General features: G+C 53.2%; 20 protein-coding genes. 6 read left to right on the top strand and 14 right to left on the bottom strand.

Going from position 1 to position 24,715, the window contains the following annotated elements; genetic code table 11:
• Positions 1–5 precede the first annotated feature (5 nt).
• A complete protein-coding gene (gene mscM / locus GKC68_RS03030; RefSeq protein ID WP_342656568.1) occupies positions 6–3,341 on the top strand; it encodes a miniconductance mechanosensitive channel MscM in 3,336 nt (1,111 codons plus the stop codon).
• Positions 3,342–3,389: 48 nt separating this feature from the next.
• Here mscM and mdh read toward each other — a convergent pair whose 3' ends face one another.
• Complete coding sequence (gene mdh, locus GKC68_RS03025; protein WP_058706262.1) at positions 3,390–4,328, bottom strand: malate dehydrogenase; 939 nt, start codon at positions 4,326–4,328, stop codon at positions 3,390–3,392.
• A gap of 547 nt (positions 4,329–4,875) precedes the next feature.
• Between mdh and argR the strand changes: the two genes are divergently transcribed.
• The 4 genes from argR (at position 4,876) to yhcN (GKC68_RS03005) (ending at position 6,808) form a co-directional block, all read left to right on the top strand.
• Positions 4,876–5,346, top strand: a complete 471-nt coding sequence (gene argR / locus GKC68_RS03020) for a transcriptional regulator ArgR (RefSeq protein ID WP_013027416.1) — start codon at positions 4,876–4,878, stop codon at positions 5,344–5,346.
• Between the two features lie 494 nt (positions 5,347–5,840).
• Positions 5,841–6,104, top strand: coding sequence for a peroxide/acid stress response protein YhcN (gene yhcN, locus GKC68_RS03015; protein ID WP_013027417.1), 264 nt, complete (start codon positions 5,841–5,843; stop codon positions 6,102–6,104).
• A gap of 74 nt (positions 6,105–6,178) precedes the next feature.
• Complete coding sequence (locus GKC68_RS03010) at positions 6,179–6,451, top strand: YdgH/BhsA/McbA-like domain containing protein (protein ID WP_342656870.1); 273 nt, start codon at positions 6,179–6,181, stop codon at positions 6,449–6,451.
• A 93-nt stretch (positions 6,452–6,544) separates the two neighbouring features.
• Positions 6,545–6,808 carry a peroxide/acid stress response protein YhcN gene (gene yhcN / locus GKC68_RS03005; protein ID WP_028721897.1) on the top strand — a complete coding sequence of 88 codons (264 nt, stop codon included), beginning with the start codon at positions 6,545–6,547 and terminating at the stop codon, positions 6,806–6,808.
• Positions 6,809–7,041: 233 nt separating this feature from the next.
• On the opposite strand, the gene GKC68_RS03000 is transcribed toward yhcN (GKC68_RS03005), so the two are convergent.
• The 6 genes from GKC68_RS03000 to aaeX all read right to left on the bottom strand — a co-directional run bounded on the left by GKC68_RS03000 (position 7,042) and on the right by aaeX (position 13,131).
• Positions 7,042–7,986: an Rpn family recombination-promoting nuclease/putative transposase gene (locus GKC68_RS03000; protein WP_342656567.1), complete on the bottom strand. Its 945-nt coding sequence runs from the start codon at positions 7,984–7,986 to the stop codon at positions 7,042–7,044.
• 143 nt (positions 7,987–8,129) lie between these two features.
• Entirely contained in the window at positions 8,130–8,405 is a 276-nt protein-coding gene (locus GKC68_RS02995) for a hypothetical protein (protein WP_028721895.1), read from the bottom strand.
• Between the two features lie 55 nt (positions 8,406–8,460).
• Entirely contained in the window at positions 8,461–9,915 is a 1,455-nt protein-coding gene (locus GKC68_RS02990; protein ID WP_028721894.1) for an NAD-dependent succinate-semialdehyde dehydrogenase, read from the bottom strand.
• Between the two features lie 110 nt (positions 9,916–10,025).
• On the bottom strand, positions 10,026–11,978 hold the full coding sequence (aaeB, locus tag GKC68_RS02985; protein ID WP_342656566.1) for a p-hydroxybenzoic acid efflux pump subunit AaeB: 1,953 nt from the start codon (positions 11,976–11,978) through the stop codon (positions 10,026–10,028).
• 9 nt (positions 11,979–11,987) lie between these two features.
• Positions 11,988–12,920, bottom strand: coding sequence for a p-hydroxybenzoic acid efflux pump subunit AaeA (aaeA, locus tag GKC68_RS02980; protein WP_342656565.1), 933 nt, complete (start codon positions 12,918–12,920; stop codon positions 11,988–11,990).
• A gap of 7 nt (positions 12,921–12,927) precedes the next feature.
• The gene (aaeX, locus tag GKC68_RS02975; protein WP_013027425.1) at positions 12,928–13,131 is read right to left on the bottom strand and encodes a p-hydroxybenzoic acid efflux pump operon protein AaeX; all 204 of its coding nucleotides are present in this window, start codon (positions 13,129–13,131) and stop codon (positions 12,928–12,930) included.
• A gap of 230 nt (positions 13,132–13,361) precedes the next feature.
• On the opposite strand from aaeX, the gene aaeR reads away from it, so the two are divergent.
• Positions 13,362–14,279 (top strand): HTH-type transcriptional activator AaeR, encoded by a 918-nt coding sequence (gene aaeR / locus GKC68_RS02970; protein WP_342656564.1) that lies wholly within the window; start codon positions 13,362–13,364, stop codon positions 14,277–14,279.
• A gap of 32 nt (positions 14,280–14,311) precedes the next feature.
• On the opposite strand, the gene tldD is transcribed toward aaeR, so the two are convergent.
• From tldD to mreB, 7 genes are all read right to left on the bottom strand, one after another.
• On the bottom strand, positions 14,312–15,757 hold the full coding sequence (tldD, locus tag GKC68_RS02965) for a metalloprotease TldD (RefSeq protein WP_013027427.1): 1,446 nt from the start codon (positions 15,755–15,757) through the stop codon (positions 14,312–14,314).
• 65 nt (positions 15,758–15,822) lie between these two features.
• Positions 15,823–19,656, bottom strand: a complete 3,834-nt coding sequence (gene yhdP, locus GKC68_RS02960; RefSeq protein WP_342656563.1) for an AsmA2 domain-containing protein YhdP — start codon at positions 19,654–19,656, stop codon at positions 15,823–15,825.
• 132 nt (positions 19,657–19,788) lie between these two features.
• A complete protein-coding gene (gene rng / locus GKC68_RS02955; protein WP_013027429.1) occupies positions 19,789–21,258 on the bottom strand; it encodes a ribonuclease G in 1,470 nt (489 codons plus the stop codon).
• A 1-nt stretch (position 21,259) separates the two neighbouring features.
• On the bottom strand, positions 21,260–21,841 hold the full coding sequence (locus GKC68_RS02950; RefSeq protein WP_028721890.1) for a Maf family protein: 582 nt from the start codon (positions 21,839–21,841) through the stop codon (positions 21,260–21,262).
• An 8-nt stretch (positions 21,842–21,849) separates the two neighbouring features.
• Entirely contained in the window at positions 21,850–22,338 is a 489-nt protein-coding gene (gene mreD / locus GKC68_RS02945) for a rod shape-determining protein MreD (protein ID WP_006120976.1), read from the bottom strand.
• On the bottom strand, positions 22,335–23,357 hold the full coding sequence (mreC, locus tag GKC68_RS02940; RefSeq protein WP_028721889.1) for a rod shape-determining protein MreC: 1,023 nt from the start codon (positions 23,355–23,357) through the stop codon (positions 22,335–22,337). Before mreC ends, mreD begins: the two co-directional genes overlap by 4 nt.
• A 147-nt stretch (positions 23,358–23,504) precedes the next feature.
• Positions 23,505–24,548, bottom strand: coding sequence for a rod shape-determining protein MreB (mreB, locus tag GKC68_RS02935; RefSeq protein WP_003855260.1), 1,044 nt, complete (start codon positions 24,546–24,548; stop codon positions 23,505–23,507).
• Positions 24,549–24,715: the final 167 nt, after the last annotated feature.

Here is a 24,715-nt window from a genome sequence, read left to right as displayed (position 1 = left end):
AACCTATGTTGGCGCGTTCGATTCTTTGTCTGCTGCTGAGCCTCTGGCTCAGCTCTTCCACGCTAGCCGCCAGCCTGCCTGACGCCAGCCAGCTCAAACAGCAGTTGGAAGAGGTCAAAGCCACTAAAAATGCCCCCTCGCAAACTGAACAAATTCAGTCACTGGAAGCCGCACTGTCCTCGCTCTCTGAACGCGATGATGCCCTCGAACGCGCACAACAGTATCAACAGGTTATTGACGATTTTCCGCGCCTTGCCCGCGAATTAAGGCAGCAAATCGCCACGCTTAACGACAACGCCAAAACCGTGCGCAGCACGATGAGCAGCGCAGAGCTGGAACAAGAGATTCTGCAAATCAGCAGTCAGCTGATTGAAGAAGGACGCCAGGCTCAGCAGGAGCAGGACCGTGCCAGAGAGATCAGTGATTCCCTGTCGCAATTGCCACAGCAGCAAACGGAAGCGCGCAGGGCACTAACGGAGAGCGAACGGCGCTTACAGAGTGCCGGCAGCGCTGCCACGCCATTAGGTCAGGCCCAACTGGCGGCTCGCCAGGCAGAAAATGCCGCCAATAAAGCCAAAGTCGATGAGTATGAGCTGGCGCAGTTGTCGGCCAACAATCGCCAGGAGCTGGCTCGCATGCGCGCCGAAGTGCATCAGCGCAAAGTGACCCAGCTTGATAATTATCTGCAGACTTTACGTAATCAATTAAATGAACAACGCCAGCGCGAGGCTGAAACGGCGCTGGCGCGTACTGAACAGCTGGCGGAAAACAGTGGTGATTTACCGCCTGAGATCAGTGAGCAGTTTCGGGTTAACCGCGATTTGTCCGGTGCGCTGAATCAGCAGGCACAGCGCATGGATCTGGTTGCATCGCAGCAGCGCCTCGCCACCAATCAAATTATTCAGGTCCGTCAGGCGCTGGCAACGTTGCGGGAACAATCCCAGTGGCTGGGTGCCTCTAACCTGCTCGGCGATGCGCTTCGGGCACAGGTGGCGCGTTTACCCGATATGCCGAAATCTCAGCAAATCGATAATGAAATGGCACAGCTGCGCGTTCAGCGCCTGCATTATGAAGATCTTCTGGAACGACAGAATGCGCTCCGCAAAGCACATCAGGCAGACGGGCAGCCTTTCACCAGCGACCAAAAGCGCATTCTGGATGCACAGTTAAAAACGCAGCGAGAATTGCTGAACTCCCTGATATCCGGCTGCGATACGCTGATTCTGGAAATCACTAAACTCAAGGTCGCGAATACGCAGCTCCAGGATGCGTTAACCGAAGTCAAAGACGCCACGCACCGCTATCTGTTCTGGACAGCGGATGTCAGCCCCATTTCATTGAGCTATCCTCTGGACGTGGCTAAAGGCCTGTCGCACCTGCTTACGCTGGATACGCTAGGACAGCTTGGCAAAGCTCTGGCAATGATGTTTACCAGCCGCAGCACCGTCCTGCCCATTTTGGGTGCCGTGTTGCTGGTCGGTTTTAGCCTGAGTACGCGTCGTCACTTCAACGCTTTTTTGGAACGCTCAGCCAGTAAAGTTGGTAAGGTCACCCAGGATCGCTTCCGCCTGACCATCCGCACTGTTTTCTGGTCAATTCTGGTCGCGCTTCCGCTTCCTGTACTTTGGGCAACCCTGGGATACGGGCTGCAAAACGCCTGGCCGTATCCGGTAGCCGTTGCTATCGGCGATGGCATTACGGCGACGCTGCCTCTGCTGTGGATATTTATGGTTAGCGCCCAGTTTGCCCGCGCCAACGGTTTGTTCATTGTGCATTTCCGCTGGCCGCAGGTACGCGTTGCGCGTGCCATGCGTTACTACTCGTTGAGTATTGGCCTGATCGTGCCGCTGATTATGCTGCTGATCACCTTTGATAACCTCGACGATCGTCTGTTCTCTGCCACCCTGGGTCGGCTGTGTTTTATTTTGATCTGTGGCGCCCTGAGTCTTGTTACGGTGAGTCTAAAACGTGCAGGGATCCCGCTTTATCTTGATAAAGAGGGCAACGGCGAAAACATGATTAACCGCCTGCTGTGGAATATTATGATCGCCATTCCATTGCTGGCCGCGCTGGCTTCCATGATTGGTTACCTTGAAACCGCTCAGGCGCTGCTGGCACGTCTGGAAACCTCGGTGGCAATCTGGTTTTTCCTGCTGGTTATTTACCATATCATTCGCCGCTGGATGCTGATTCAACGACGCAGGCTGGGTTTCGATCGCGCACGCCAGCGCCGGGCCGATATGCTGGCCAATCGCGCGCGCAACGAAGAAGAAAAAGATCAGGCGCAAAATACTGACGTTATTGAAATAGAAGAACCCGTGATTGATTTGGACGCCATCAGTGCTCAGTCACTGCGACTGGTCAGGTCAATCCTGACGCTGATTGCGCTGGTGTCAGTCATTGTCCTGTGGTCGGAAATCCACTCTGCGTTTGGTTTCCTTGAGAATATTCGTCTATGGGATGTCAACACCTCCGTTCAGGGCGTGGAGAGTATTCAACCCATTACGCTGGGCGCCGTTCTTATAGCCATCCTGGTGTTCGTGATTACGACGCAGCTGGTGCGCAATATGCCGGCCCTGCTTGAGCTGGCACTGCTACAGCATCTTGATTTGTCTCCAGGCACCGGCTATGCCATTACCACGCTGACCAAGTATTTGCTGCTGCTAATTGGTGGCTTGCTCGGCTTCTCGTTGATTGGGATTGAATGGTCCAAGCTGCAATGGCTGGTGACCGGCCTGGGTGTTGGGTTGGGATTTGGCCTGCAGGAGATTTTTGCCAACTTTATCTCTGGCCTGATTATTTTGTTTGAAAAACCCATTCGTATTGGCGATACCGTTACTATTCGCGATCTGACCGGCAGCATTACGCGCATCAACACCCGCGCCACGACAATTACAGACTGGGACCGCAAAGAGATTATCGTGCCCAATAAGGCGTTTATTACAGAACAGTTTGTTAACTGGTCGCTGTCGGACTCCGTCACGCGCGTCGTGCTGACCATACCCGCTCCCGCACAGGTAAGCAGCGAGGAGGTCACCACGTTGCTGAAGCTGGCTGCAGAACGTTGCAGCTACGTTCTGGATACACCGCCGCCGGAAGTATTTCTGGTTGACCTGCAGCAGGGAATACAGTTGTTTGAGCTACGCGTTCACGCCGCTGAAATGGGCCATCGCATGCCGCTTCGCCATGAACTGCATCAGCTTATTCTGCACGGCTTTGCAGAACATGGTATCGAAATGCCTTTCCCACCCTTCCAGATGCGGGTAGAAACCTTAAGCAGAAAAACGCCTGCCGGAAATGGTGCGTCGACGACGCGAACGTTTAAATCAGGCGGGTTATAAGAAAAACGCCCGGTTTAACCGGGCGTTTTTCTGTTCGGACTGCGGGGATTATTGCTTCACAAAAGCTTCGCCCTGCGCGATATCTTTTTTCAGTGTTTCCAGCATGCCATCCAGCGCCTGCTGTTCAAACGGGCTAAGGGCACCAACAGGCTTACGCTCCGCCACGCCGTTTTTACCTAACAGCAGGGGCTGAGAGAAGAAGCGGGCATGCTCGCCATCGCCTTCCACGTAGGCACACTCTACAACATTCGCTTCGCCGTTTAAGGCACGTACCAGCGATAAACCGAAACGGGCGGCGGCCTGCCCCATGGATAACGTTGCTGACCCCCCACCAGCCTTCGCTTCCACCACTTCTGTACCGGCGTTTTGAATACGTTTGGTGAGGTCAGCCACTTCCTGCTCGCTAAAGCTGACGCCCGCAACCTGGGACAGTAATGGCAGAATAGTGACGCCTGAGTGTCCCCCCACCACGGGCACCTCCACCTCGCCAGGCTGTTTGCCTTTCAGCTCAGCGACAAAGGTATTGGCACGAATAATGTCCAGCGTTGTCACGCCAAACAGTCGATTCTTGTCATAAACACCGTGTTTCTTCAGGACCTCGGCCGCAATCGCCACCGTCGTGTTAACCGGATTGGTGATCACCCCAATTAAGGCTTTCGGCGCTGTCGTAGCAACCTGCTCAATCAAATTACGCACGATGCCGGCATTGACGTTAAACAAATCGGCCCGATCCATACCAGGCTTACGCGCTACCCCAGCAGAGATGAGCACGACATCCGCGCCTTTTAAAGCCGGGGTGGCATCTTCCCCACTAAAGCCCTTAACGTGAACTGCGGTAGGAATGTGGCTGAGATCGACCGCGACGCCAGGCGTGACGGGCGCGATGTCGTAGAGAGAAAGTTCTGAACCTGCGGGAAGCTGGGTTTTGAGTAGAAGTGCTAGCGCCTGGCCTATGCCACCAGCGGCACCGAGTACGGCAACTTTCATTCATAACTCCTTATTAAGGTGGGGCAGAGAAGAGCCGAAATTCCATCTGTGTCAGACCTTAATCAACTGCTCAGGTGATGACGGGTATCCGAGACTATTTTACGCGCTAAAGCCCGTAATCTACGGATTTAAAAACTTACTTATCATCGCTATATCGCCCTCATCCTGCGTTGCAGACAACGAGCTAACCCGTTTGCCGTGTCAGGGCTACCTCAGGTAAGCGCCGACGACGGTGACAGGCTTTCTCTCCAACTGCGGGAGTTGGCCGGTATCACCTGAAACCGACAACATTGACGTCGGCAGACAGAGAACGGCAGTGTAAATTTTTATTTTCTTACCTCATCAATAATATAACAGCTTTGCAACCTTTGCCTTTTCAGGCTGTGAGCTGGGTTTTGGTCTGAGTAAATTCTTTGCTATTATCGCCGCCCGCCATGGATACTGCCCCGTTCAATTAACAATCAATTGCATAAAAATTCATTTATATGCATAATAATGACTTTACTGCGGTCTGCTCCGCGGTTTTTCTTACATTTACTGGTAAATTATGCGAAACCCATCGAAACAAGACGATCTGATCAAAGCCTTCAAGGCTTTATTAAAAGAAGAAAAATTCAGTTCTCAGGGCGAAATCGTTCAGGCGCTTCAGGAAGACGGCTTTGAGAACATCAACCAGTCTAAAGTTTCCCGGATGCTGACAAAGTTTGGCGCGGTGCGGACCCGCAATGCCAAAATGGAGATGGTGTACTGTTTGCCTGCCGAGCTGGGCGTGCCGACAACAACCAGTCCATTGAAAAATCTGGTTCTGGATATTGACTACAACGATGCGCTGGTCGTGATCCATACCAGCCCTGGCGCAGCGCAGCTGATCGCTCGCCTGTTGGATTCTCTGGGTAAATCTGAGGGGATTCTGGGGACAATTGCGGGTGATGACACCATTTTTATCACACCGGCACGCGCCTTTACCGTCAAACAACTTCACGATGCTATCCTTGTCCTGTTTGAACAAGAGCTGTAGTCGTTCCCGCTAACCGGCAGCACATCGCCGGTTTATTCTTCCCATTATCCCCCTCTTTCTTCTGTCAGCTCTCTTTCAGCCTATATGTTACTTTTCAAGACATTACTCTTAAGCCGCATCATTTTCAGCGTATCAAATATTGGTCATACCCTTTACCACCTTTAACATTACGCGCTATTTTACACTGCTTTACATTCAAATACCGGCGTCATCGCCCAGACCAAAACAGATAAGCAGCCAGATCAACCATGATTTTTCGCACTAAAAGTTAAAGTAACGTATCTTACTGTTTTTAAGCGTAATTACCCGCCCATGGTGGCATTTTAGCCACTTTTAATAACTTTTAGTTATTAAAAAATCCCAAATGGTTAAATTGCATCAACAAAACATTATTAGGCAGATATTAATTTCTGACGTTATTAGTCCTATACTTGTTTCCGTGATGTGAATCACACTAATAAAAAAGAAGAACAACCAGGACGAGGACATCTTTTATGAAAACTAAATCTACCATCGCTGCCTTGAGCATTTTATCTGCCCTGTCATTCGGCGCTTCTGCAGCAGATTATATTTCTGCTTCACAAGCACAAAATCTGCAGCCTGTTGGCACGGTAAGCGTGAGCGGTGTGGCTGGCGCGCCATCCGATATCAGACAGCAACTGAGCGATAAAGCCGATCAACAAGGCGCGAAAGCTTTCCGTGTTATTGAGGCCTATAACGACGGCAACTACCACGCGACGGCTGAGCTGTACAAATAAACTCGCAGCACCTGACAGGTAACCCGCTGTCCCTATGCGACCGCTGGTTAAACATCCTTACCGGAGAATGAATGATGAAAATTCAATTAACGATTGCCGCGCTGGGCGTGGCCTCACTGCTCTCTTTTGGTGCCAATGCCGCTAGCATGGTCACAAATCAGCAGGCGCAAGACATGAATCTGCAGCCGCTAAACCAAACAATTAGCGTAAGCGGTATCAATGGCGACCAGACCAACGTCCGCCAGGTACTGTCTGAGAAAGCGGATGCACAAGGTGCGGGCCATTACCGCGTAATTGAGAACAGCCGTGACGATACCTTCCACGTCACCGCCGAACTGTATAAATAATTCATCTGCGGCAATGTTGCCGCCCTGACAAAATCGATGACCCGCTCTATGTATGCCATTCCGCAGGTTGTTGATTGCTATGAGGAATAAATCATGAACATCAAATCAACCATCGCAACAGTTAGTCTGCTCTCCGTGATCGCTTTTGGCGCTTCAGCAGCGCAGCTCGTCACGGCCGATCAAACGCAGAATCTGCAACCTGCGGGAACCGTAAGCATCAGTGGCGTTGCGGGTTCACCCATTGACTATCGCGCCCAGCTGTCCCAGAAAGCGGATGAACAAGGCGCAAGTGCCTATAAAATCATTGAGGCTAATACCGGTGACAGCTACCACATCACCGCGCAGCTGTACAAATAGTTCCTCGTCTGACGTATGACGAACCCTTTAGCCCCGCTCGCCGGGGCTTTTTTTTGCCTGAAATGCGCGGTTAGTGAACTGTGACAGGGGGTAAGCAAAGGCAGCCTTCATCCGCCAATGTTAATCGACAGGATTCAGCGACATAAAACGACTGAGCAGAAGAAGTCGGGCTTACGCGGGGGATTAAGACTCTGCCAGCAGTACCGTAAATCACCGACCTAAGGCGCAGCATATCAATGGGCAATCTGCGCCAAATCATCGTCTGACAGTCCGGTCATCTCTGCGACGAGGCTGGGAGGCAAACCGTTTTGCAGCATTGTTCGCGCGATTTTTAGTGCAGCCGACCGTTCTCCCTCACTGCGGCCTTTCGCCAGGCCACGTTGTTCACCTAGCTGAAGGCCCTTTTCAATGCCTTTCTGCTCAAGCTGCTGTGCGATGGTCATCAATGCATCCTCATGTTGCGGCACCCGCTGCGCCAGCGTTCTGACGAAAAGGTCAGCGTCCGCGGTTTCGCCCGCCTGTAAAAGATAGTTTACCAACGATATAACCTGTGATGAAGAGAGATAACCCGCCAGTATGACAGGGGCCAGCTTATCGATGAGTTCTGCCAAATCTCTTTGATGAATATGCTTTTGCAGCAGTGTTAATGCAGCCATGCTGCGGTGACCGACAATGTCCTCATCTGGAATCACCGTCACGTCCACTAGCGGAAAAGCGTTGCTGTAGAGCCGACTGGCGTAGGCGGGAACCGAAAATTCGTCCAGCCAGCGAGTACTATAGGGATAGGGACTGCGTTTGCCACTGTAGAATAAAACCGGAATGACTAACGGGAGTTTTTTGTGCCCGGCATCCAGATGCCGCAGCATTGCCGCAATGGCATAACGCATCAGTCTGAATGCCATATGCCTGTCAGGTGATGACTGATGTTCAATCAACACATGGATATAGCCATCATCGCGGCTTGTGGTTTTTAGACTGTACAGTATATCGCTAAAATATTGCCGTAAGTCCTCTTCAACAAAAGCGCCAGACTCCAGTTTCAACGTATCCAGATCGCACAGCGCGAGAAACTCTGCCGGAAGATGCAATGCCATAAAATCACGGGCAATGGTGGGCTGAGACAAAAATTGACGGAATGTTGCATCATGGGGCGTGGGCGTGCCATTTTTACTTTTCATGTAACCTGTCCTGATGATGAGGTGGCAGGTTAGCACGACCTGAAAATGCTCAGCGTCAGCAAACGGTGACGTTGAGAGAGCTCTCGAGGAATTTCTCGCACGTGAGCGGCCAGATAAAACACGCTAGTCGGCATTGAACGCTGTTAACGCTCTATTACGTTAAACTGCAGCTGTCCTTCCAGCTCCTCTTCCGCCTCGTCGAACAGCAGAATTAAGGCGCCATAACGCCTCTTCTGCCCTTGCCCTAAATTCACAAACTCTATTTTCAGGGGGAGAGGTAAACCTTTGCAGGCAATGATGTCCCACAATCCATCCAAATCACAGATGGCGTACGCCTTTAAAGCAAAGCGTTCGCAAAATTGCCGTAAGAAATGGGCCTGATCGACAATCTCATTAAAATCAAAACGCTCGACTCTCATAATGGCGACTCCCGTTATCCGGTTCCGGGCGGCCCTGCGCCGCCCGGATGTTCATCTAACTTAACCCGCCGAGGTGCAGCGCTTTGACCTCCAGGTACTCATCCATCCCCAGTACCGATCCTTCACGTCCCAGACCAGACTCTTTCACGCCGCCAAAGGGGGCCAACTCTGTCGAAACCGCACACTCATTGATGCCAATCATTCCACTTTCGAGCGCGGCAGAGACCCGGAATACCCGCTGCAGGTTTTGCGTATAAAAATACGCCGCCAGCCCGTATTCCGTCTGGTTGGCACGACGGATAACCTCTTCTTCGTCATCAAAGCGGAAACAGGCTGCCACCGGGCCAAACGTTTCTTCCTGAGCCAGTTTCATGCCTTCATGTGCCTCAACAATGACCGTTGGTTGCCAAAAATTGCCGCCCAGCGCGTGCCGCCGACCACCCGTCAGCACTTTTCCGCCCTGAGCAATGGCATCTTTGACATGCTCTTCGACTTTTTCTAATGCTGATGATTCGATTAACGGGCCCACGACCACGCCATTATCCATGCCGTTTCCGACGCTAAGTTTATCCACCTCAGCGGCCAGTTGGGTTGTAAAACGTTCGTAAACTGCACTGTGAATGAAAAAGCGGTTAACGCTGACACAAACCTGACCTGCATTGCGGAATTTATTGGCGATGGCTCCCTGCACGGCTGCATTGATATCCGCATCTTCAAAAACGATATAGGGCGCATTACCGCCCAGTTCCATCGAAACCTTTTTCATGGTTTCAGCGGCGTTACGCATCAGCGTTTTCCCCACTGCCGTGGAACCGGTAAAGGAAATTTTACGCACGGCTTTGCTGGCCATAATGGCATCACTAATGGCATGCGTGTCGCCTGCTACACCGTTAAGCACGCCATCAGGGATGCCGGCTTTTTGGGCCAGCGCCAGTAAGGCAAATGCGGAAAGCGGCGTGTTATTCGCGGGTTTAATAATGCCTGTACATCCCGCTGCCAGCGCCGGACCTAACTTACGTGTCAGCATCGCCATAGGGAAATTCCAGGGCGTGATAGCGGCGACGACGCCGACCGGCTCACGGGTTGCCAGAATGCGCGAGCCCGCTTTGGCAGGAGGGATGATTTCACCGTTAGCCCGTTTAGCCTGCTCGGCGAACCATTGAATAAAGCTGGCGGCATATTCCACTTCGCCTTCTGCTTCCTTAAGCGGCTTACCTTGCTCCGTTGTCATGAGCTCAGCCAGCCAGCGTTTGTGTTCAATGATTAACCTATACCAGCGGTACAACAGTTCTGAACGCCCCTTGGCGGTCTGTGCTCGCCACGCTGGGAAAGCATCCTGGGCAGCCTTTATTGCAGCTTCCGTTTCCGTTTTTCCTGCTTTTGCTACCTGAGCGACGACCTCGCCCGTGGCAGGATTCGTCACGTCAAAGGTAGACGTGGTACGCAGCCATTGACCCTTTACCAGATAGCCTGTCTGGAACAGTTCGCTGTCGCGCAGTGAAGAATGCATTAGGTGCTCCTGTCGGTTTGTCATCTGTCAGGAAAGTATAGATGGCAAAAATGACAGGTCGGGTAACACGGGGGAACATCATGGCCGCCAGCGCTTGCCGCGGCCATAATTCAGATTTGGACGAGCGTATTTTGATATTTTTTCAACATCTCAGCCAGTCGCGTCACCGGCTCGGTCACGCTGGTTGGGGCGTCATAGTGCGCCAGCTTGTGCTGATAGACATCCAGCTCTTTGAGTAATCGTTCGAAATAGTAACGGCGCTTTTCGTCACTGCTTACCGAGATGATCCGATCCGCCGTGTGGCGCAGCTGGCGATGATACGCAGACAGATCGGCATTAACCGGCACATCGGCAGCACGCAATCGCTGATGGCCGATGATTAAGGTCAGAGCAATGCGATATTTGTCGATGTCACCCGGGAACAGGTTAAGCAGTAAAAAGAGCTGCTGATAGAGTGCCGGAAGATGGTTTTCACGGCGGCGAGCCTGGTTAGTGGTCATCGCCGAGACTGCCGCATACATGAAGCGGTTGAGTAATTTACGGCCCGTGCGCGCTTTGGATTTATCCCGAATCAACAGGATGACCATCAACGCAACGAAGCTGCCGATCCACTGTCCCAGCGCATTGTCGATAAACTGCGTAAAGTTGAACTGCATCGGATTATCCAGCACCAGCACGTTGATTGTGCCGACCATGGCGCCCAGCGTACCAATCTGCCTGCGCTGAATTAAAATGCCGGAAATAAACCCTAACAGGCCGATGGCAATGCACAGCAGTACGGCACTTTGTTGGGTGTTGGGCAAAATATACATGAAATAGAGTGCGCCCAGCGGGATCGCCACCGTCATACCGTAAACAAAGTCTTTAGCCATCATGAGCGGATTAGGCATGCGCATCGCCAGTGCCGTAATCACGCCCAACATGACCATACAGCCGCTACCTGATGTCCAGCCGGTATAGAGCCAGAACAGTGAACCGAGCGCAGTCGCGACAAAGGTGCGAACACCGTTAATCATCGCATGGTGGGTTTCAGCAGAACGAGCCTGAATTACGACCTCGCGTTGAAGAATCCCCTCCTCCAGCGCTGTGATACGGCCGTTGCTTTTAATGCCATGCGTCAGCAGCTGATATTCCGTTGCTGCTTCAACCCAGCTTTCCAGCGTCTCGGGGAACGTTTTACTGCTGACGGCAATTAACCGTCGCAGCGCTTTCATACGCTTGTGTACGTCTTCTGCCGTCGCTGCCTCTTTCTCCATTAACACACGATATTGCGTTGCAATGTAGTCAGGCCGTGAGTTTTGAATTAAAAAGGTTTCGGCCGCCTGAGTAATCATCGTCAGTGACAGCGTGTTCAGCATTTGCAGCCGTCGACTCGTATTCTGCCAGCGCGAAGACTCCATCATCAACTGGCTACGCATACTGCTGAGCGCCGTGGTACGCCGTACCAAAGCCCCCCAGGCCTTATCGACTTCCTCTTTGTCCTCATGCGCCACGCACAGCTGCAGCAACCTGTAATGCGCCACCAGCAGCGAGTCAACTTCAGCATCAATCACTTTTTTAATCGAACGTGGCGAGAAAATCATATCGGCCAGAATGGCGCAAAGAATCCCTAAAATGATCTCGCTACAGCGTTCCACGGCATATTGCGGAACCAGCGTCAGCCCACCACTGGCATTCGCCGTTACGACAATAATTAACGCGGTGTAACCAGCCAGTCCGAGCGCGTAGGAGTTTTCAACCTTGATCAATGAGGACAGCCATACGCAGAACCCCGCCCAAATACAACACAACAGCAGCATGACTACCGGTGCGCGCACGGTCGCAATCATGATGACCAGCGCGGCGACACAGCCAATAAATGTTCCGATGATTCGAAGAATACCGCGATAGCGTAATGCACCCGAATAGGGATCGCCGCCTGCCGCAAACGCCGTCCCGCCTGCCACAATGCCCGCCGTCATGACGGCCCAGCGGGGAGTTTCAAGGTTGAGATGAAAGCCGATCATCAGCGCCGCAACCAGCGCAAAAGTCAGCTTTATCGGGAAGCGCAGGAACTCAGTCATAGCGTCCTCTTAACCAAACTCACGCAGGCGGTTAAAGAAGGACATGACAGGCGATGTATCGGTGTGCTGACGATCCTCTGCACCCGTGATGACCACGGTCGCTGTCGTTCCGGCCGGATAGTGATTGCCGGGTTGCTGGTCAAGACGGATGCGAACCGGTACGCGCTGCGCCAGGCGTACCCACTCCAGGTTAGACTGAACCGTTGCCATTCCTTTACTGTCAATACTGCTGCTGCTATTCGTCACCCCTGCCGCGATGCTGTCAACCGCACCGCGCAGCGTCACATTGCTACCCAATGGTGTGATCTCGGCCCGAAAGCCAGGGCGCACACCATGCAGTTTGGTCTCTTCGAGATAAGCCAGCACGTAAAATGAGCGCTGCTGAACCAGCGCCACGGCAACCGCTCCCCGCGTGATGAATTCGCCCTGGTAGACGTTCAGGTTCGTCACCCATCCATCTGACGGCGCGGTGATCGTGGTTCGTTCCAGGTCGATCTTAGCCAGATCGCGGGTAGCGACAGATTTAGCCAGTTGATGTTCACTGGTTTGCAGATCGTTGTTGGACTGCTCAATGGCTTCGCGTGACATCGCGGAGGTCCCGAGTCGGTTTCGACGTCCGGCCTCACGACGTTTTTCATTGACCAGTGCCTGGTAATATTCCACATCAGCCTGCGCTTCATCTAACGCTTTTTGGTAACGTGGACGATCGACCACAAACAGCGTGTCACCTTTTTTAACCAGTTGGTTATCGTGAACGGGAACCTCGGTAATTAACCCGGTGACATCAGGTGAAATCGCGACCACATCGGCCGCAAACCTTGCATCGCGTGTCCAGGGGGATTCGGTATAGAACACCCAGGCACGGAATATGATGATGGCGGCGATGATGACCAGCAGGATGGTGATCGCGTAACGCGCGATTTTTCTTATAAGCGTGTTCACGTAAACCTCAAACAAATAAACGGGATACCAGATAAAATACACAGCAGTAAAGGGCTGTATTGAAGAGTGCCGGATGCCAGACAAGATCGTAGATACCGCTGGGCGTCAGCACGCGTTTCACTATCCAGAACAGCATGAGCGAAACGATGAGTTCGATGAAAATGGGCGGAAAAGAGAGCCCAAACATGACAAATACCGGAAGTACACTCATTAAAAATCCTTAGTTCGATACGGCCGGGATAATTCACCGCCTGAAGGACGCAAACGCCTGCGCGCCATAAGCCACATCTGAACTACGGCTGACTTAATAATAGCGTATCATCGGGTGTTTTCAGGTAATGAAGCGTCGCCAGGTCATACCCCGGTCGACATATAGTAACGCGCTTAACTATACGTTTTCTACTGAATGTGATCTAAATCACTTTTTAGCCAGAGTAAACAATGGAACGACTCAAAGGTATGTCGATTTTTGCCAAAGTAGTTGAACTGGGTTCTTTTACTGCGGCCGCACGACAGCTTCACCTTAGCGTGTCATCAATCAGCCAGATAGTCGCCAAACTGGAAGATGCGCTGCAGGTAAAGTTACTCAACCGCAGTACGCGCAGCATTGGACTCACTGAAGCCGGTAAAATCTACTATCAGGGCTGTCGCCGTATGCTGGCAGAAGCTAACCAGGTTCACGAACAGCTTTATGCGTTTAACAACACGCCGATCGGCGTACTACGCATTGGCAGCTCTTCCACGATGGCACAGAACGTGCTGGCCGGTATGACGAGCGACATGCTGCGTGATTACCCGGGGCTGAGCGTAAACCTGGTCACCGGTATTCCTGCGCCAGATTTAATCGCGGACGGACTGGACGTGGTGATCCGGGTGGGCGCTTTAAAGGATTCGAGCCTGTTCTCGCGCCGACTCGGGGCGATGCCAATGGTAGTCTGTGCCGCTAAAAACTATCTGACGCAGCATGGGACGCCGGAGAAACCAGGTGATATCACTAAATTTGCCTGGCTGGAATACAGCGTAAGGCCAGATAACAATTTTGAGCTGATTGCCCCCGAAGGCATCGTCACGCGTTTATCACCGCAGGGGCGTTTTGTCACCAATGACTCTCAGACGCTCATCCGCTGGCTTAAGGCCGGTAATGGCATCGCCTATGTACCGATGATGTGGGTGGCGGATGAAATCAAGAAAGGTGAGATTGATATTTTGTTCCCGCAGTACCAATCTGACCCACGACCGGTGTATGCGCTTTATACTGAAAGAGACAAGTTGCCGCTGAAAGTGCAGGTTTGTATCGACTATCTGACGCAGTATTTCGAGCAGGTTGCCGAGCAGTACAAACAGCACCGCAAAAGCTAAAAACCCGCCAGTTGGCGGGTTTTGCGTCTCGGTCAGGCGGTGCCGCCGATAGTCAGCTTATCCAGCTTGAGTGTGGGTTGCCCCACGCCTACCGGCAGGCTCTGTCCTTCCTTACCACAGACGCCTACGCCTTTATCCAGCGCCAGGTCGTTGCCAACCATCGAAATTTGCTGCATTGCCTCGATACCGGAGCCGATCAGTGTCGCGCCTTTAACCGGTTTGGTCACTTTGCCCTTCTCAATCAGATAGGCTTCCGAGGTGGAGAACACAAACTTTCCGGAAGTGATATCGACCTGACCGCCGCCAAAGTTAGGGGCATATAATCCGTACTCCACGCTTTCAATGATGTCCTGCGGCGTGGATTTACCGGCCAGCATATAGGTATTTGTCATACGCGGCATCGGCAGGTGCGCATAGGATTCGCGACGACCATTACCGGTGGGATTCACCCCCATCAGTCGTGCATTCAGCTTATCCTGCATATAGCCTTTCAATACGCCATTTTCGATCAGCACATTGTATTGCCCCGGCACGCCTTCATCGTCGATAGCTAACGAACCCCGCAATCCATCAATCGTGCCGTCATCGACAACGGTGCACAGATCAGAAGCGACCAGTTGACCCATCTTGCCGCTAAAGACCGATGTGCCACGGCGATTAAAATCGCCTTCAAGGCCGTGACCAACGGCTTCGTGCAGCAGTACGCCCGGCCAGCCAGCGCCCAACACCACGGGTAAGGTTCCTGCAGGCGCAGCCACCGCTGACAGATTGACCAGCGCCATGCGCACAGCCTCACGAGCCCAGGCATCGGCCCGCACCTCGCCGTTCTCATCGGCCAGGAAAAAGGCATAGCCGGTACGCGCACCGCCGCCGCTTGAACCGCGCTCACGCTTGCCCTGATCCTCAACCTGGACGCTAATGGACAGACGAACCAGTGGGCGGACGTCGGCGGCTAAGGTGCCGTCAGTGGCGGCAACCAGCACCTGCTCATAGACGCCAGTCAGGCTGGCATTGACTTCCTGAACGCGGGGATCGGCAGCACGTGCGACCTGGTCTACACGATGCAGAAGGGCTATTTTATCTTCACGGCTCAGGCTACCGAGCGGATCAACCGGCGCGTACAGCGAGCGGTTAACTACGGCCGACAGCGTCTGTGCCTTGCCGTTGCCTTGTTCACGCACAATGCTGCGTGCCGCTTCAGAAGATAAACGCAACGCATTCAGGGTAATTTGGTCAGCATAGGCAAAGCCGGTTTTTTCACCGCTTACGGCGCGTACGCCCACGCCCTGATCGATATGGTAGGACCCGTCTTTAATGATTTTATCTTCCAGAACCCAGGATTCATGGAAGCTGGACTGAAAATAGAGATCGGCATAGTCCAGACGACGTTCTGAAAGCTGCCCTAACAGGGAAAAAAGGTCCTGCTGATTAATGTTGTTAGCAGTTAGCAACTGCTCACTTACCAGATTCAGAGTCATCGTTTCTCACTTAATATGTGCTCGGATAATCATAGCCTGCGGCAATTATGTTACGCCGTCAAATATCACTTGTTATAGGTTTCGCGTGGTTTACGCATTACTTCATCAATTTCAGGCTTATCCAGCGGCCCACTGATGTGATAACGCAGCACGGAAATCTTACTCCAGAGCGGCCCCAGCACCTTGCTGGCAGCAAATACCGCGGCGCCTACCACCGGATTGATGGCAAACGCAGTCGCTACGCCGACGGAGGCTGAGATTTCTGGCGTGACTATCGCTTCCATATCGATGCGGCGCTTCACCAGGTCCATATTCCCCTGCATGGCGATATCCGCTTCCAGCCCATCGACAAGCAGGTTATCCGTGCGTACAACGCCATTTTCAATCCAGGCGGTGCCATTGATGGCGTCGAAGTAGAATCCTTTGTTAAAGGTATCGCTGAAGTCAAAACGCAGTTTGCGTAACAGCGCATCAAAGCTCAGCAGACGCAGGATCTGTCCCGCAGCGCCGGTATCCACATCACTGATTTGCCCTTTGCCAAAGTGCGTTTTTAATGTGCCGCTCAGCGTTTCCGCTGCAGGCTGCCACGGTGCAGATCGCCAGTGAAGATCGTAATCAATCTTGAAAGGCGCATCCCGCAGCGGTGTATTTACGCCAAACCAGTTGGTGGCGTTATTGATGTTGCTGCCCTGTAATGTGCCTTTCAATGACGTTCGCTGGTCGTCTGGACGATTAACCCATTCGCCCTGAATATTCAGGCGCGAGGTGCCGGTGTCAACCAATCCATTAGTGAGTGCTAACGTACTTCCATTGGGCTGCAGTCTGGCATTCACCCGGCCATACTTCTGCCCCATCAGCCAGCATTCCACACACTGCAGCTGTAAGGCAGGCCACTGACTAAAATCGATCCGCTCGCTCTTTTGTCCCAGCGGTGAAGTCGATGCGCCTTTTTGATTGGCCGTCGCCTTCCATTCTGGATTGTAATACAGGTAATCCAGTGCCATCTGCCACGGGGCCGAAGGTGAGGTCGTTAACTGGCCTCTAAGCTCATCGGCGTTGACCTTCACCCGGGTCTTGCCACTCATTTCCTGAGTGAGAGAGGTGTCAACGTTATGCCACTGTTGCCCGGCCAGAGTCACAGAAGGACTGCGCAGGATAATATTGCCCGGCAGCGTTGCGCCGCCCACCTGATGCTCGCCCGTGGTCGAACGTGTCGATCCGCCGTCGCCGGTCGCCATCAATGCCGCCCAGGCTTCGCCATCCAGCGCCGGCAGGTTCAGCACCATTCCCGACCGATCTGGCAACGTCGGTAGGGCTTTTGTATCGTTAAGCCAGATGCCCCGATCAACGCGCAGAGTGGGTTCCAGCAGCCAGCGGCTGTTGAACTTATGTCGTTCATCCACGCTACCGCTGAGATCAAAATGCGTTAAATCGCCTTTAGCATTGACGGCGATCGGCAGGCTTTCGCCCGCTTTTTTATCAAGCGGCGAAGGTAAGCGACTACTTACTTCTTTTCCGTCACCTTTCAAGGCCACGTCATAACGCGCGCCGCCCTTGTGCGGTAAGGAAACGTTCACCTCACCCTGCCAGGGAAGATGCCCGGCCAGTTGGGTGCCAATCTGAGGCGGCATTCCGGTGATTTTTGCCAGCTGCCAGTCAGCAAGCAACTTTACGTTAACGCCAAAATCATCGGGGTTTTCTTTCGTACTAAAACTGACATTGAGTGGCTGACCAAACCAGTTAGCCTGCATCTGATCGCTTTCGAGATTGCCGTTGTCATAACGAAATTGTCCTGTCAGATGCGTCATGGTGGTGTTCAGTGGCTTGATATGCAGGCTGTTATTGTTCATCACCACATCACCGCTGGCGTGAACATCCTTGCCATCGAGCGGAATATCAAGTTTGAGATGGCCCCTGGTCAGGCCTTTAATCTGTAGCTGCTCCAGCGCCGCACCCAGTGAGGTCTTAAGTGGCGTGTGCTGGAAGTATTCGCCAATTTCCTGCCCATCACCGCTGATATCGCCATTAATAATCAACTTTTCCTTCATGTAATCAGGAATGACGGCGCTGACGTTGCGGGCATTGACCTCCCCCAGTTTTGCCAGAGGAGCCTGCATCCACAGACCGTCATTGAGAAAGTTGAGATCGATATCGAGATTGCTGATATCCGGCCAGCCCGGCTGGAAGCCATAGGTAGCCTTGCGTAACGGCACCCAGACCTGAAACATGCCGTCGTTGTGCTGGAAGGGGAAAAGCGCCGGATTGCCGTTGAACAGCAGCGTGGCATTGTCGACCCTGCCCCCTTTTACGGCACCGCTCAGATAGCGCGTAAGTGAATGTCCCATTAACGGCGTTGGGAAATAGCGCCAGGCATCGCCCGCGTCAGTAACGTTGATCCCGGCCAGGATATCCAGCTGAGGATGCGTATCGGTATTTTGCTGATAACGGAAATCGCCATGCGCCCAGAGTGAACGCGCCTGTACATCAAGATCCTGACCTGCCAGAGTCAGTCCGTGCTGGTCACGCAGCCAGTTCATGCTGCCGGTCACCTTCTTGATCTCTAACGGAGCCTGGAACATATCGCCATAAGGCACCGTAGCCTGACCCATCGCAATCCTGGCCTGGCCGTTGTTCAGGCTGCCTGCTGCCTCGCCACTTAAATGACTTATTCCCGGAACCAGTTTCCAGTACTGCCAGCTAAAATCTCGCCATTTGACCTGAAAGCGTGTCTGCTCAGGCTGTTCAACAGGCATATCCAGGGCCAGCCCGTCAATGGTGCCGCGAGGTCGCAGTGCTCGCCAGTTATCAAACAGCGCCGGTGATAAGGGCGCAAACAGCGGCACCAGGGGGGCAATATGGTCCAGCGCCAGTTGTGTCGCGCGAACCCGTACCTCAGCCTCGCCGTTGCTGCCCATCATCTGCGTGTCCTGAGGTTGCCAGAGCAGCGAAAAATGACCAGTGGGCCAGGCGTTACCGTCTGTGCTGAGTTTGGTTTGCGGCACATTAACCACCCAGCCATTTTTGTAACGCGACAGATGAGCAGTAAGGTTATCAACGCTCAGCGTATGTGGGCCGCTTTCGCCCTGCCAGCTTGCCCCGCCCCGGCTTAACAGCAGATCGCCGGAATAGACGTCGCCATCGCGCAAATTAACCCAGGCCGCCAGACTGAATTGGGCACTGTCAAGACGCGTATTATCCCTCACCCAGCGGCCCAGCCAGGGGCGCATATCAACGTCATCAGCCTGCATCCAGATACGACCATCGTTGAGCAAGCCATCGCTGTCTTTCAGGTCGAGACGGACCTGCACCACGCCGTGCTGGCCGGTAAAGCTCGACAAGCTGACTTCACCTTCAGCCCGATGGCGGGTGTTTTCATTCAGCCATGTCAGTTTCGGTATCGCCAGTTCAGCATGTTGGCCGGATGGCGTGATAAAACGAATGGTGCTGTCACGCAGGTCAAAGTGATCGAACTGGCGCAAAAACAGATCGTTAACCTGGGTGAGTTTGAAACTGTGCTTGTCATTGTCACTGGTTAACAGAGGCTGAGTGCTGTCGAGATGTAACTGCCAAAAGGTAAGATCGCGGAACTGCCAGCGCCAGTGAAGCAGTGACTGCCAGACGTCCAGTGCCACGGTGATACGCGCGATAGAGAGCGAACCCGTCTCTTTCATATCGACGTCTAAATTGCGGATTTGTAGCGTGGGCCCAAAATTTTCCCACTTGCCACGTAGCTCACTGGCTTTCACGTTGACGCCGCTGGCGTCAGAAACCCACTGAAGGACCTGACTGCGATAGGTATCGAGATGCGGCATCGCCAGACGCAGCGCGCTGACGAGCAGCGCCACAATCACAACGACTGTCGCGAGCAGCAGTAACAGAATTCTTGGCAACTGCCTCACTCACACCTCTCCTTGTCTACCGTTAACGACGGATGGTTGCTGCTCATACCCGGCGTCCTATGACATAGCGGTATGGGTTCACATTTTACCCTAAAATGTGCAGTCAGGCATCGTCAGCCCGACCAGCCAGTATTACATCATCACCACGTCAAATTGTTCCTGGGTGTAAAGCGCTTCGACATGCACCTTTACCTGCTTGCCCACGAAAAGCTCCACTTCGGCCAGCGCATGGGACTCATCCGTTTTCAACGCTTCACCCACGGTTGGCGAAACATACACCAGAAAACGATCCGAATCATAAGCATGGTGCACGCGAACAATTTCGCGCATGATTTCATAGCACACGGTTTCAACCGTTTTCAGCGTGCCGCGCCCTTTGCACACAGGACAGTCTTCGCACAGCACGTGCTCAATGCTTTCGCGGGTGCGCTTGCGGGTCATTTCCACCAGCCCTAATGCGGAAAAACCGCTGATACCGGTCTTGACCCGATCTTTATTCAGCGCCGTTTCCAGCGAATGCAGTACGCGACGACGATGATCTTCATTACTCATATCAATGAAGTCGATGATAATAATGCCACCAAGGTTGCGAAGCCTCAGCTGACGTGCAATGGCCTGAGTGGCTTCCACGTTGGTATTGAAGATCGTCTCATCAAGATTTCGGTGTCCGACAAAGGCACCCGTGTTGATGTCTATCGTCGTCATCGCTTCAGTTTGATCGATGATGAGGTATCCGCCAGATTTGAGTTCAACTTTACGCTCCAGCGAGCGTTGAATCTCATTTTCAACGTCGAACAGATCGAAGATGGGTTGCTTGCCGTTGTAAAGTTCGAGCTTGCTGGCCATCTCGGGAATGTATTCGCTGGTAAACTCGTTAAGTAAATCACAGGTCAGGCGCGAGTCTACGCGAATGCGGTCAAGGGCTGCGCCTGCAAAGTCTCGCAGAATACGCTGCGCCAGCGCCAGTTCACCATAAAGCAGGCAACGTGTCTGGTTACGTTTTTTCCGCTCGCTGACTTTGGTCCACAGACGTTTCAGAAAGGCTGCATCTTGTGCCAGCTCTTCTTCGCCAATGCCTTCGGCTGCCGTGCGAATAATAAAGCCACCCAGATCGTCGCAGTAGTCAGCGACCACCGCTTTGAGACGCTCGCGTTCTTTTTCACTGGCAATGCGCTGAGAAACCCCGACGTGCGCAGCACCAGGCATGAACACCAAATAACGGGAAGGCAATGTGATATCCGTGGTCAGGCGCGCGCCTTTTGTGCCAAGCGGGTCTTTCACTACCTGCACGACCAAATCCTGCCCCTGACGAACCAGTTCTGCGATATCGCGTACGACAAAATTTTTCTTTTCATCACCTGCGACACATTCCGTGTGCGGCATGATGTCAGAAGCATGCAGGAAAGCGGCCTTGTCCAGTCCGATATCCACAAAGGCCGCCTGCATGCCAGGCAGCACGCGACTGACGCGTCCCTTATAGATATTGCCAACGATGCCGCGTCGGGCTTCACGCTCAATGTGGATTTCCTGCAGAATGCCGCCGTCGATATAGGCGACACGCGTTTCAGCAGGCGTAACGTTAACCAGTAGTTCAGCCGTCATGTTACCCCCTCACGGCACGCAGTGACTGAAAATGGTCGATCAGCTCCGCTGTCTCAACCAAGGGCAATCCGACCACCGCGTGATAACTTCCATTGATTTTACGAACAAAGTTTCCGCCCTTCCCCTGAATGCCGTATGCGCCGGCTTTATCCATGGGTTCACCTGTCGCGATGTAATCGGTAATGTCGCGCGCGGTTAAGTTACGAAATGTCACCTCAGTTACCACCAGACAGTCCAGTACCTGCTGGCGATCGGCGAGGGCAATTGCGGTCATGACCTGATGGGTCTTTCCAGAGAGTTTACTGAGCATGGCGCTGGCATGGTCGGCATCGTAGGGTTTTTCCAGCACTTCTCCATTGAGCACGACAATGGTATCCGCCCCCAGCACTGGCAGATCGTGTTGGGCAATCAGCGTACCGGCTTTCGCTTTGTCATGCGCCAGGCGGCGGACATAAACGTCTGCCGCTTCATGGGGCTGGCGCTGTTCTTCAACGTCAGTGACGATGCGCTCAAAGGTCAGACCCAGTTGGGTCAGTAGCTCACGTCGACGGGGAGACGCGGAGGCCAGATAAAGGGTTACCATAAATTTCCTTATTGAACAGCAAACTGACGGCGGATCTTTCTCATTAATAAGAATAGCCACGGCCAGAGAATCCCGTCGACAACACTGCTCCAGAAAATTTCAGGGCGGAATGAGACGTTGATCACCAGAAACTCCGCCCAGAAGACGATCACATCCATTGCTAATGACAGCACCATAACCATTAACGCCTGCTGCCACAACGCTAAGTTACGGAATAACTGGAATTTAAATGCGACCAGATAGGCGATGATGCTCAGCGCCAACGCCCGAACGCCGAGCGTCGAACCCGCGATTAAATCCATAATCGCGCCCAGAAGAAAGCCACTTCCGACGTTGACACGGTGCGGTAGCGCCAGAACCCAATAGACGAGAATCAGCAATAGCCATGATGGCCGAAACATATAGATCTGTTCCGGCCACGGCATGATTTGCAGAATAAAGGCCATAAGGAAGGACAGCCAGATAACCCATCGACCCTGGCTGCGATATCGACTCAATTCTGGCCTCCGCGTGAGCGCGAAGCGGAACCCTGTGCGGCGCTTTCGCTACTGCCCGAAGCCGGGGTGGTGGTCTGCGCTGAAGGCGCAGGAGGGCCCATTTCACCGGCGGGCGGCAGAACCTGCGGCATCATTTGCATCAGACGTTCATTAGCGACCCGATGAACATCGTCTGGTGCCATCGGCATCTCGCCTTTGCGATCCGCGCCCCACAGCAGCAGCAGGTAACGCAGACGTTGCAGACCCGCAGTGGGATGCGCCTGAATGACCGTGTAGGCGCGCTGTGTGTCAACCTTGACCGACGACACAACACCCACCGGATAGCCTTCAGGGAAACGCCCACCTAAGCCAGAGGTGACCAGCACGTCACCAACGCGAATGTCCGTATTGCCCGGCAGATGCTCCAGCTGCAGATCTTCCGTACAACCATTGCCCGCGGCGATGACACGGATGTCATTACGCAGCACCTGAATAGGCAACGCATGTGATGCATCACAAATCAACAGAACACGGCTGGTAAACTGGCCTACGGCAATCACCTGACCGACCACACCTTTATCACTGATAACCGGCTGGCCTTCGTATACGCCATTCGCACTGCCCTTATCGATCACGACCTGATCGGTGTAAGGATCGGTGCCGGTAGAGATCACCTGGGTCACCATCTTGTGCTCGTCCTGACGCAGTGGGGAGCCCAGCAGCTCGCGCAGGCGCGCGTTCTCCTGCTTATATTGCCCCAGCATGAGAAGGTCGCTGTTCTTCAGAAAAAGCTCTCGACGTAACGCTTTATTTTCCAGTTCGAGCTGCTGGCGAGAAGCCAGCGTGTCTGACACGCCATCAAGTAGCTGGCGCGGCCCGTTGGCCAGGAAGTAAAACGGACTGACCGACGTGTCCAGATAGTTGCGTATTTGAGTAAATGAACTCACGCGACTATCAGCGATGATAATGGCAATCGCCACAATCACCGCCAGAAATAGACGCAATTGCAGAGAAGGCCCTCTGCTAAAAATCGGCTTCATATAATCTGCGTGTTCCTCGACAACAAGGTAAGAAAGTACGGGCGGGCCGCACTTTCCTGGGCTGGTCACATCATACCGATGCACGCAGCGCCGGTTTACACGCTACTCCCTGCGCACTGTTACAACGATTCCAGCCGGTTGAGGCAATTATTCTTCGCTGAATAAATCGCCGCCATGCATGTCGATCATTTCCAACGCTTTACCGCCACCGCGAGCCACGCAGGTCAGGGGATCTTCCGCAACGACCACAGGAATACCGGTTTCTTCCATCAGCAGGCGATCCAGGTTACGCAGCAGCGCGCCACCACCGGTCAGTACCATACCGCGCTCGGAGATATCAGATGCCAGCTCTGGTGGGCACTGTTCCAGCGCAACCATGACTGCACTGACGATACCGGTCAGAGGCTCTTGCAGGGCTTCAAGAATCTCGTTGGAATTAAGTGTAAAGCCGCGTGGCACACCTTCCGCCAGGTTACGTCCACGCACTTCAATTTCGCGCACTTCATCGCCCGGATAGGCCGAGCCGATCTCATGCTTGATGCGTTCTGCCGTGGCTTCACCTATCAGTGAACCATAGTTACGGCGCACATAATTAATAATGGCTTCGTCGAAACGATCACCGCCGATGCGCACGGATGACGAGTACACGACACCGTTCAGGGAAATAACGGCGACTTCAGTGGTACCACCACCGATATCGACTACCATAGAACCCGTTGCTTCGGAAACCGGTAGGCCAGCACCAATCGCGGCCGCCATCGGCTCTTCAATCAGGAAAACTTCACGGGCACCAGCGCCCTGGGCCGATTCACGAATCGCACGGCGCTCTACCTGGGTAGCGCCAACTGGCACACAGACCAGCACGCGCGGGCTTGGACGCATAAAGCTGTTGCTGTGAACCTGCTTAATGAAGTGCTGCAGCATTTTTTCTGTCACAAAGAAATCGGCGATAACGCCATCTTTCATTGGACGAATAGCTGCGATATTGCCTGGCGTACGGCCAAGCATTTGTTTAGCGTCATGACCTACTGCCGCCACGCTTTTTGGTGAACCGGCACGATCCTGGCGAATAGCAACCACGGAAGGCTCGTTCAGCACGATGCCTTGTCCTTTTACATAAATCAGGGTGTTCGCGGTACCCAGGTCAATGGACAAGTCATTTGAAAACATGCCACGAAATTTTTTAAACATACTAAAGGATAATCCTGCAAGCTGGAGGCGGAAAATAAAATCCGCTTACTTTACCAACCACACGAAGCTGCCACAAGGCGCAAAAACGTTCTGCTTCGGTGAAAAATTAGACTGCATTCGCTTTACATCATTTATGCCTGTTACGCACACGAGCGGAACAGCGATAT

This window comes from Pantoea sp. RSPAM1, from assembly GCF_038816185.1.
Classification (GTDB): Bacteria; Pseudomonadota; Gammaproteobacteria; order Enterobacterales; family Enterobacteriaceae; genus Pantoea; species Pantoea ananatis.
The sequence above is the reverse complement of the archived record's forward strand: the minus strand, read 5'-3'. Positions and strand labels throughout refer to the sequence as shown.

Bases quoted from the DNA above. Each gene is read 5' to 3' on its own strand.
- mscM (WP_342656568.1), top strand. From the start codon at position 6: ATGTTGGCGCGTTCGATTCTTTGTCTGCTGCTGAGCCTCTGGCTCAGC.
- mdh (WP_058706262.1), bottom strand. From the start codon at position 4,328: ATGAAAGTTGCCGTACTCGGTGCCGCTGGTGGCATAGGCCAGGCGCTA.
- argR (WP_013027416.1), top strand. From the start codon at position 4,876: ATGCGAAACCCATCGAAACAAGACGATCTGATCAAAGCCTTCAAGGCT.
- yhcN (WP_013027417.1), top strand. From the start codon at position 5,841: ATGAAAACTAAATCTACCATCGCTGCCTTGAGCATTTTATCTGCCCTG.
- GKC68_RS03010 (WP_342656870.1), top strand. From the start codon at position 6,179: ATGAAAATTCAATTAACGATTGCCGCGCTGGGCGTGGCCTCACTGCTC.
- yhcN (WP_028721897.1), top strand. From the start codon at position 6,545: ATGAACATCAAATCAACCATCGCAACAGTTAGTCTGCTCTCCGTGATC.
- GKC68_RS03000 (WP_342656567.1), bottom strand. From the start codon at position 7,986: ATGAAAAGTAAAAATGGCACGCCCACGCCCCATGATGCAACATTCCGT.
- GKC68_RS02995 (WP_028721895.1), bottom strand. From the start codon at position 8,405: ATGAGAGTCGAGCGTTTTGATTTTAATGAGATTGTCGATCAGGCCCAT.
- GKC68_RS02990 (WP_028721894.1), bottom strand. From the start codon at position 9,915: ATGCATTCTTCACTGCGCGACAGCGAACTGTTCCAGACAGGCTATCTG.
- aaeB (WP_342656566.1), bottom strand. From the start codon at position 11,978: ATGACTGAGTTCCTGCGCTTCCCGATAAAGCTGACTTTTGCGCTGGTT.
- aaeX (WP_013027425.1), bottom strand. From the start codon at position 13,131: ATGAGTGTACTTCCGGTATTTGTCATGTTTGGGCTCTCTTTTCCGCCC.
- aaeR (WP_342656564.1), top strand. From the start codon at position 13,362: ATGGAACGACTCAAAGGTATGTCGATTTTTGCCAAAGTAGTTGAACTG.
- tldD (WP_013027427.1), bottom strand. From the start codon at position 15,757: ATGACTCTGAATCTGGTAAGTGAGCAGTTGCTAACTGCTAACAACATT.
- rng (WP_013027429.1), bottom strand. From the start codon at position 21,258: ATGACGGCTGAACTACTGGTTAACGTTACGCCTGCTGAAACGCGTGTC.
- GKC68_RS02950 (WP_028721890.1), bottom strand. From the start codon at position 21,841: ATGGTAACCCTTTATCTGGCCTCCGCGTCTCCCCGTCGACGTGAGCTA.
- mreC (WP_028721889.1), bottom strand. From the start codon at position 23,357: ATGAAGCCGATTTTTAGCAGAGGGCCTTCTCTGCAATTGCGTCTATTT.
- mreB (WP_003855260.1), bottom strand. From the start codon at position 24,548: ATGTTTAAAAAATTTCGTGGCATGTTTTCAAATGACTTGTCCATTGAC.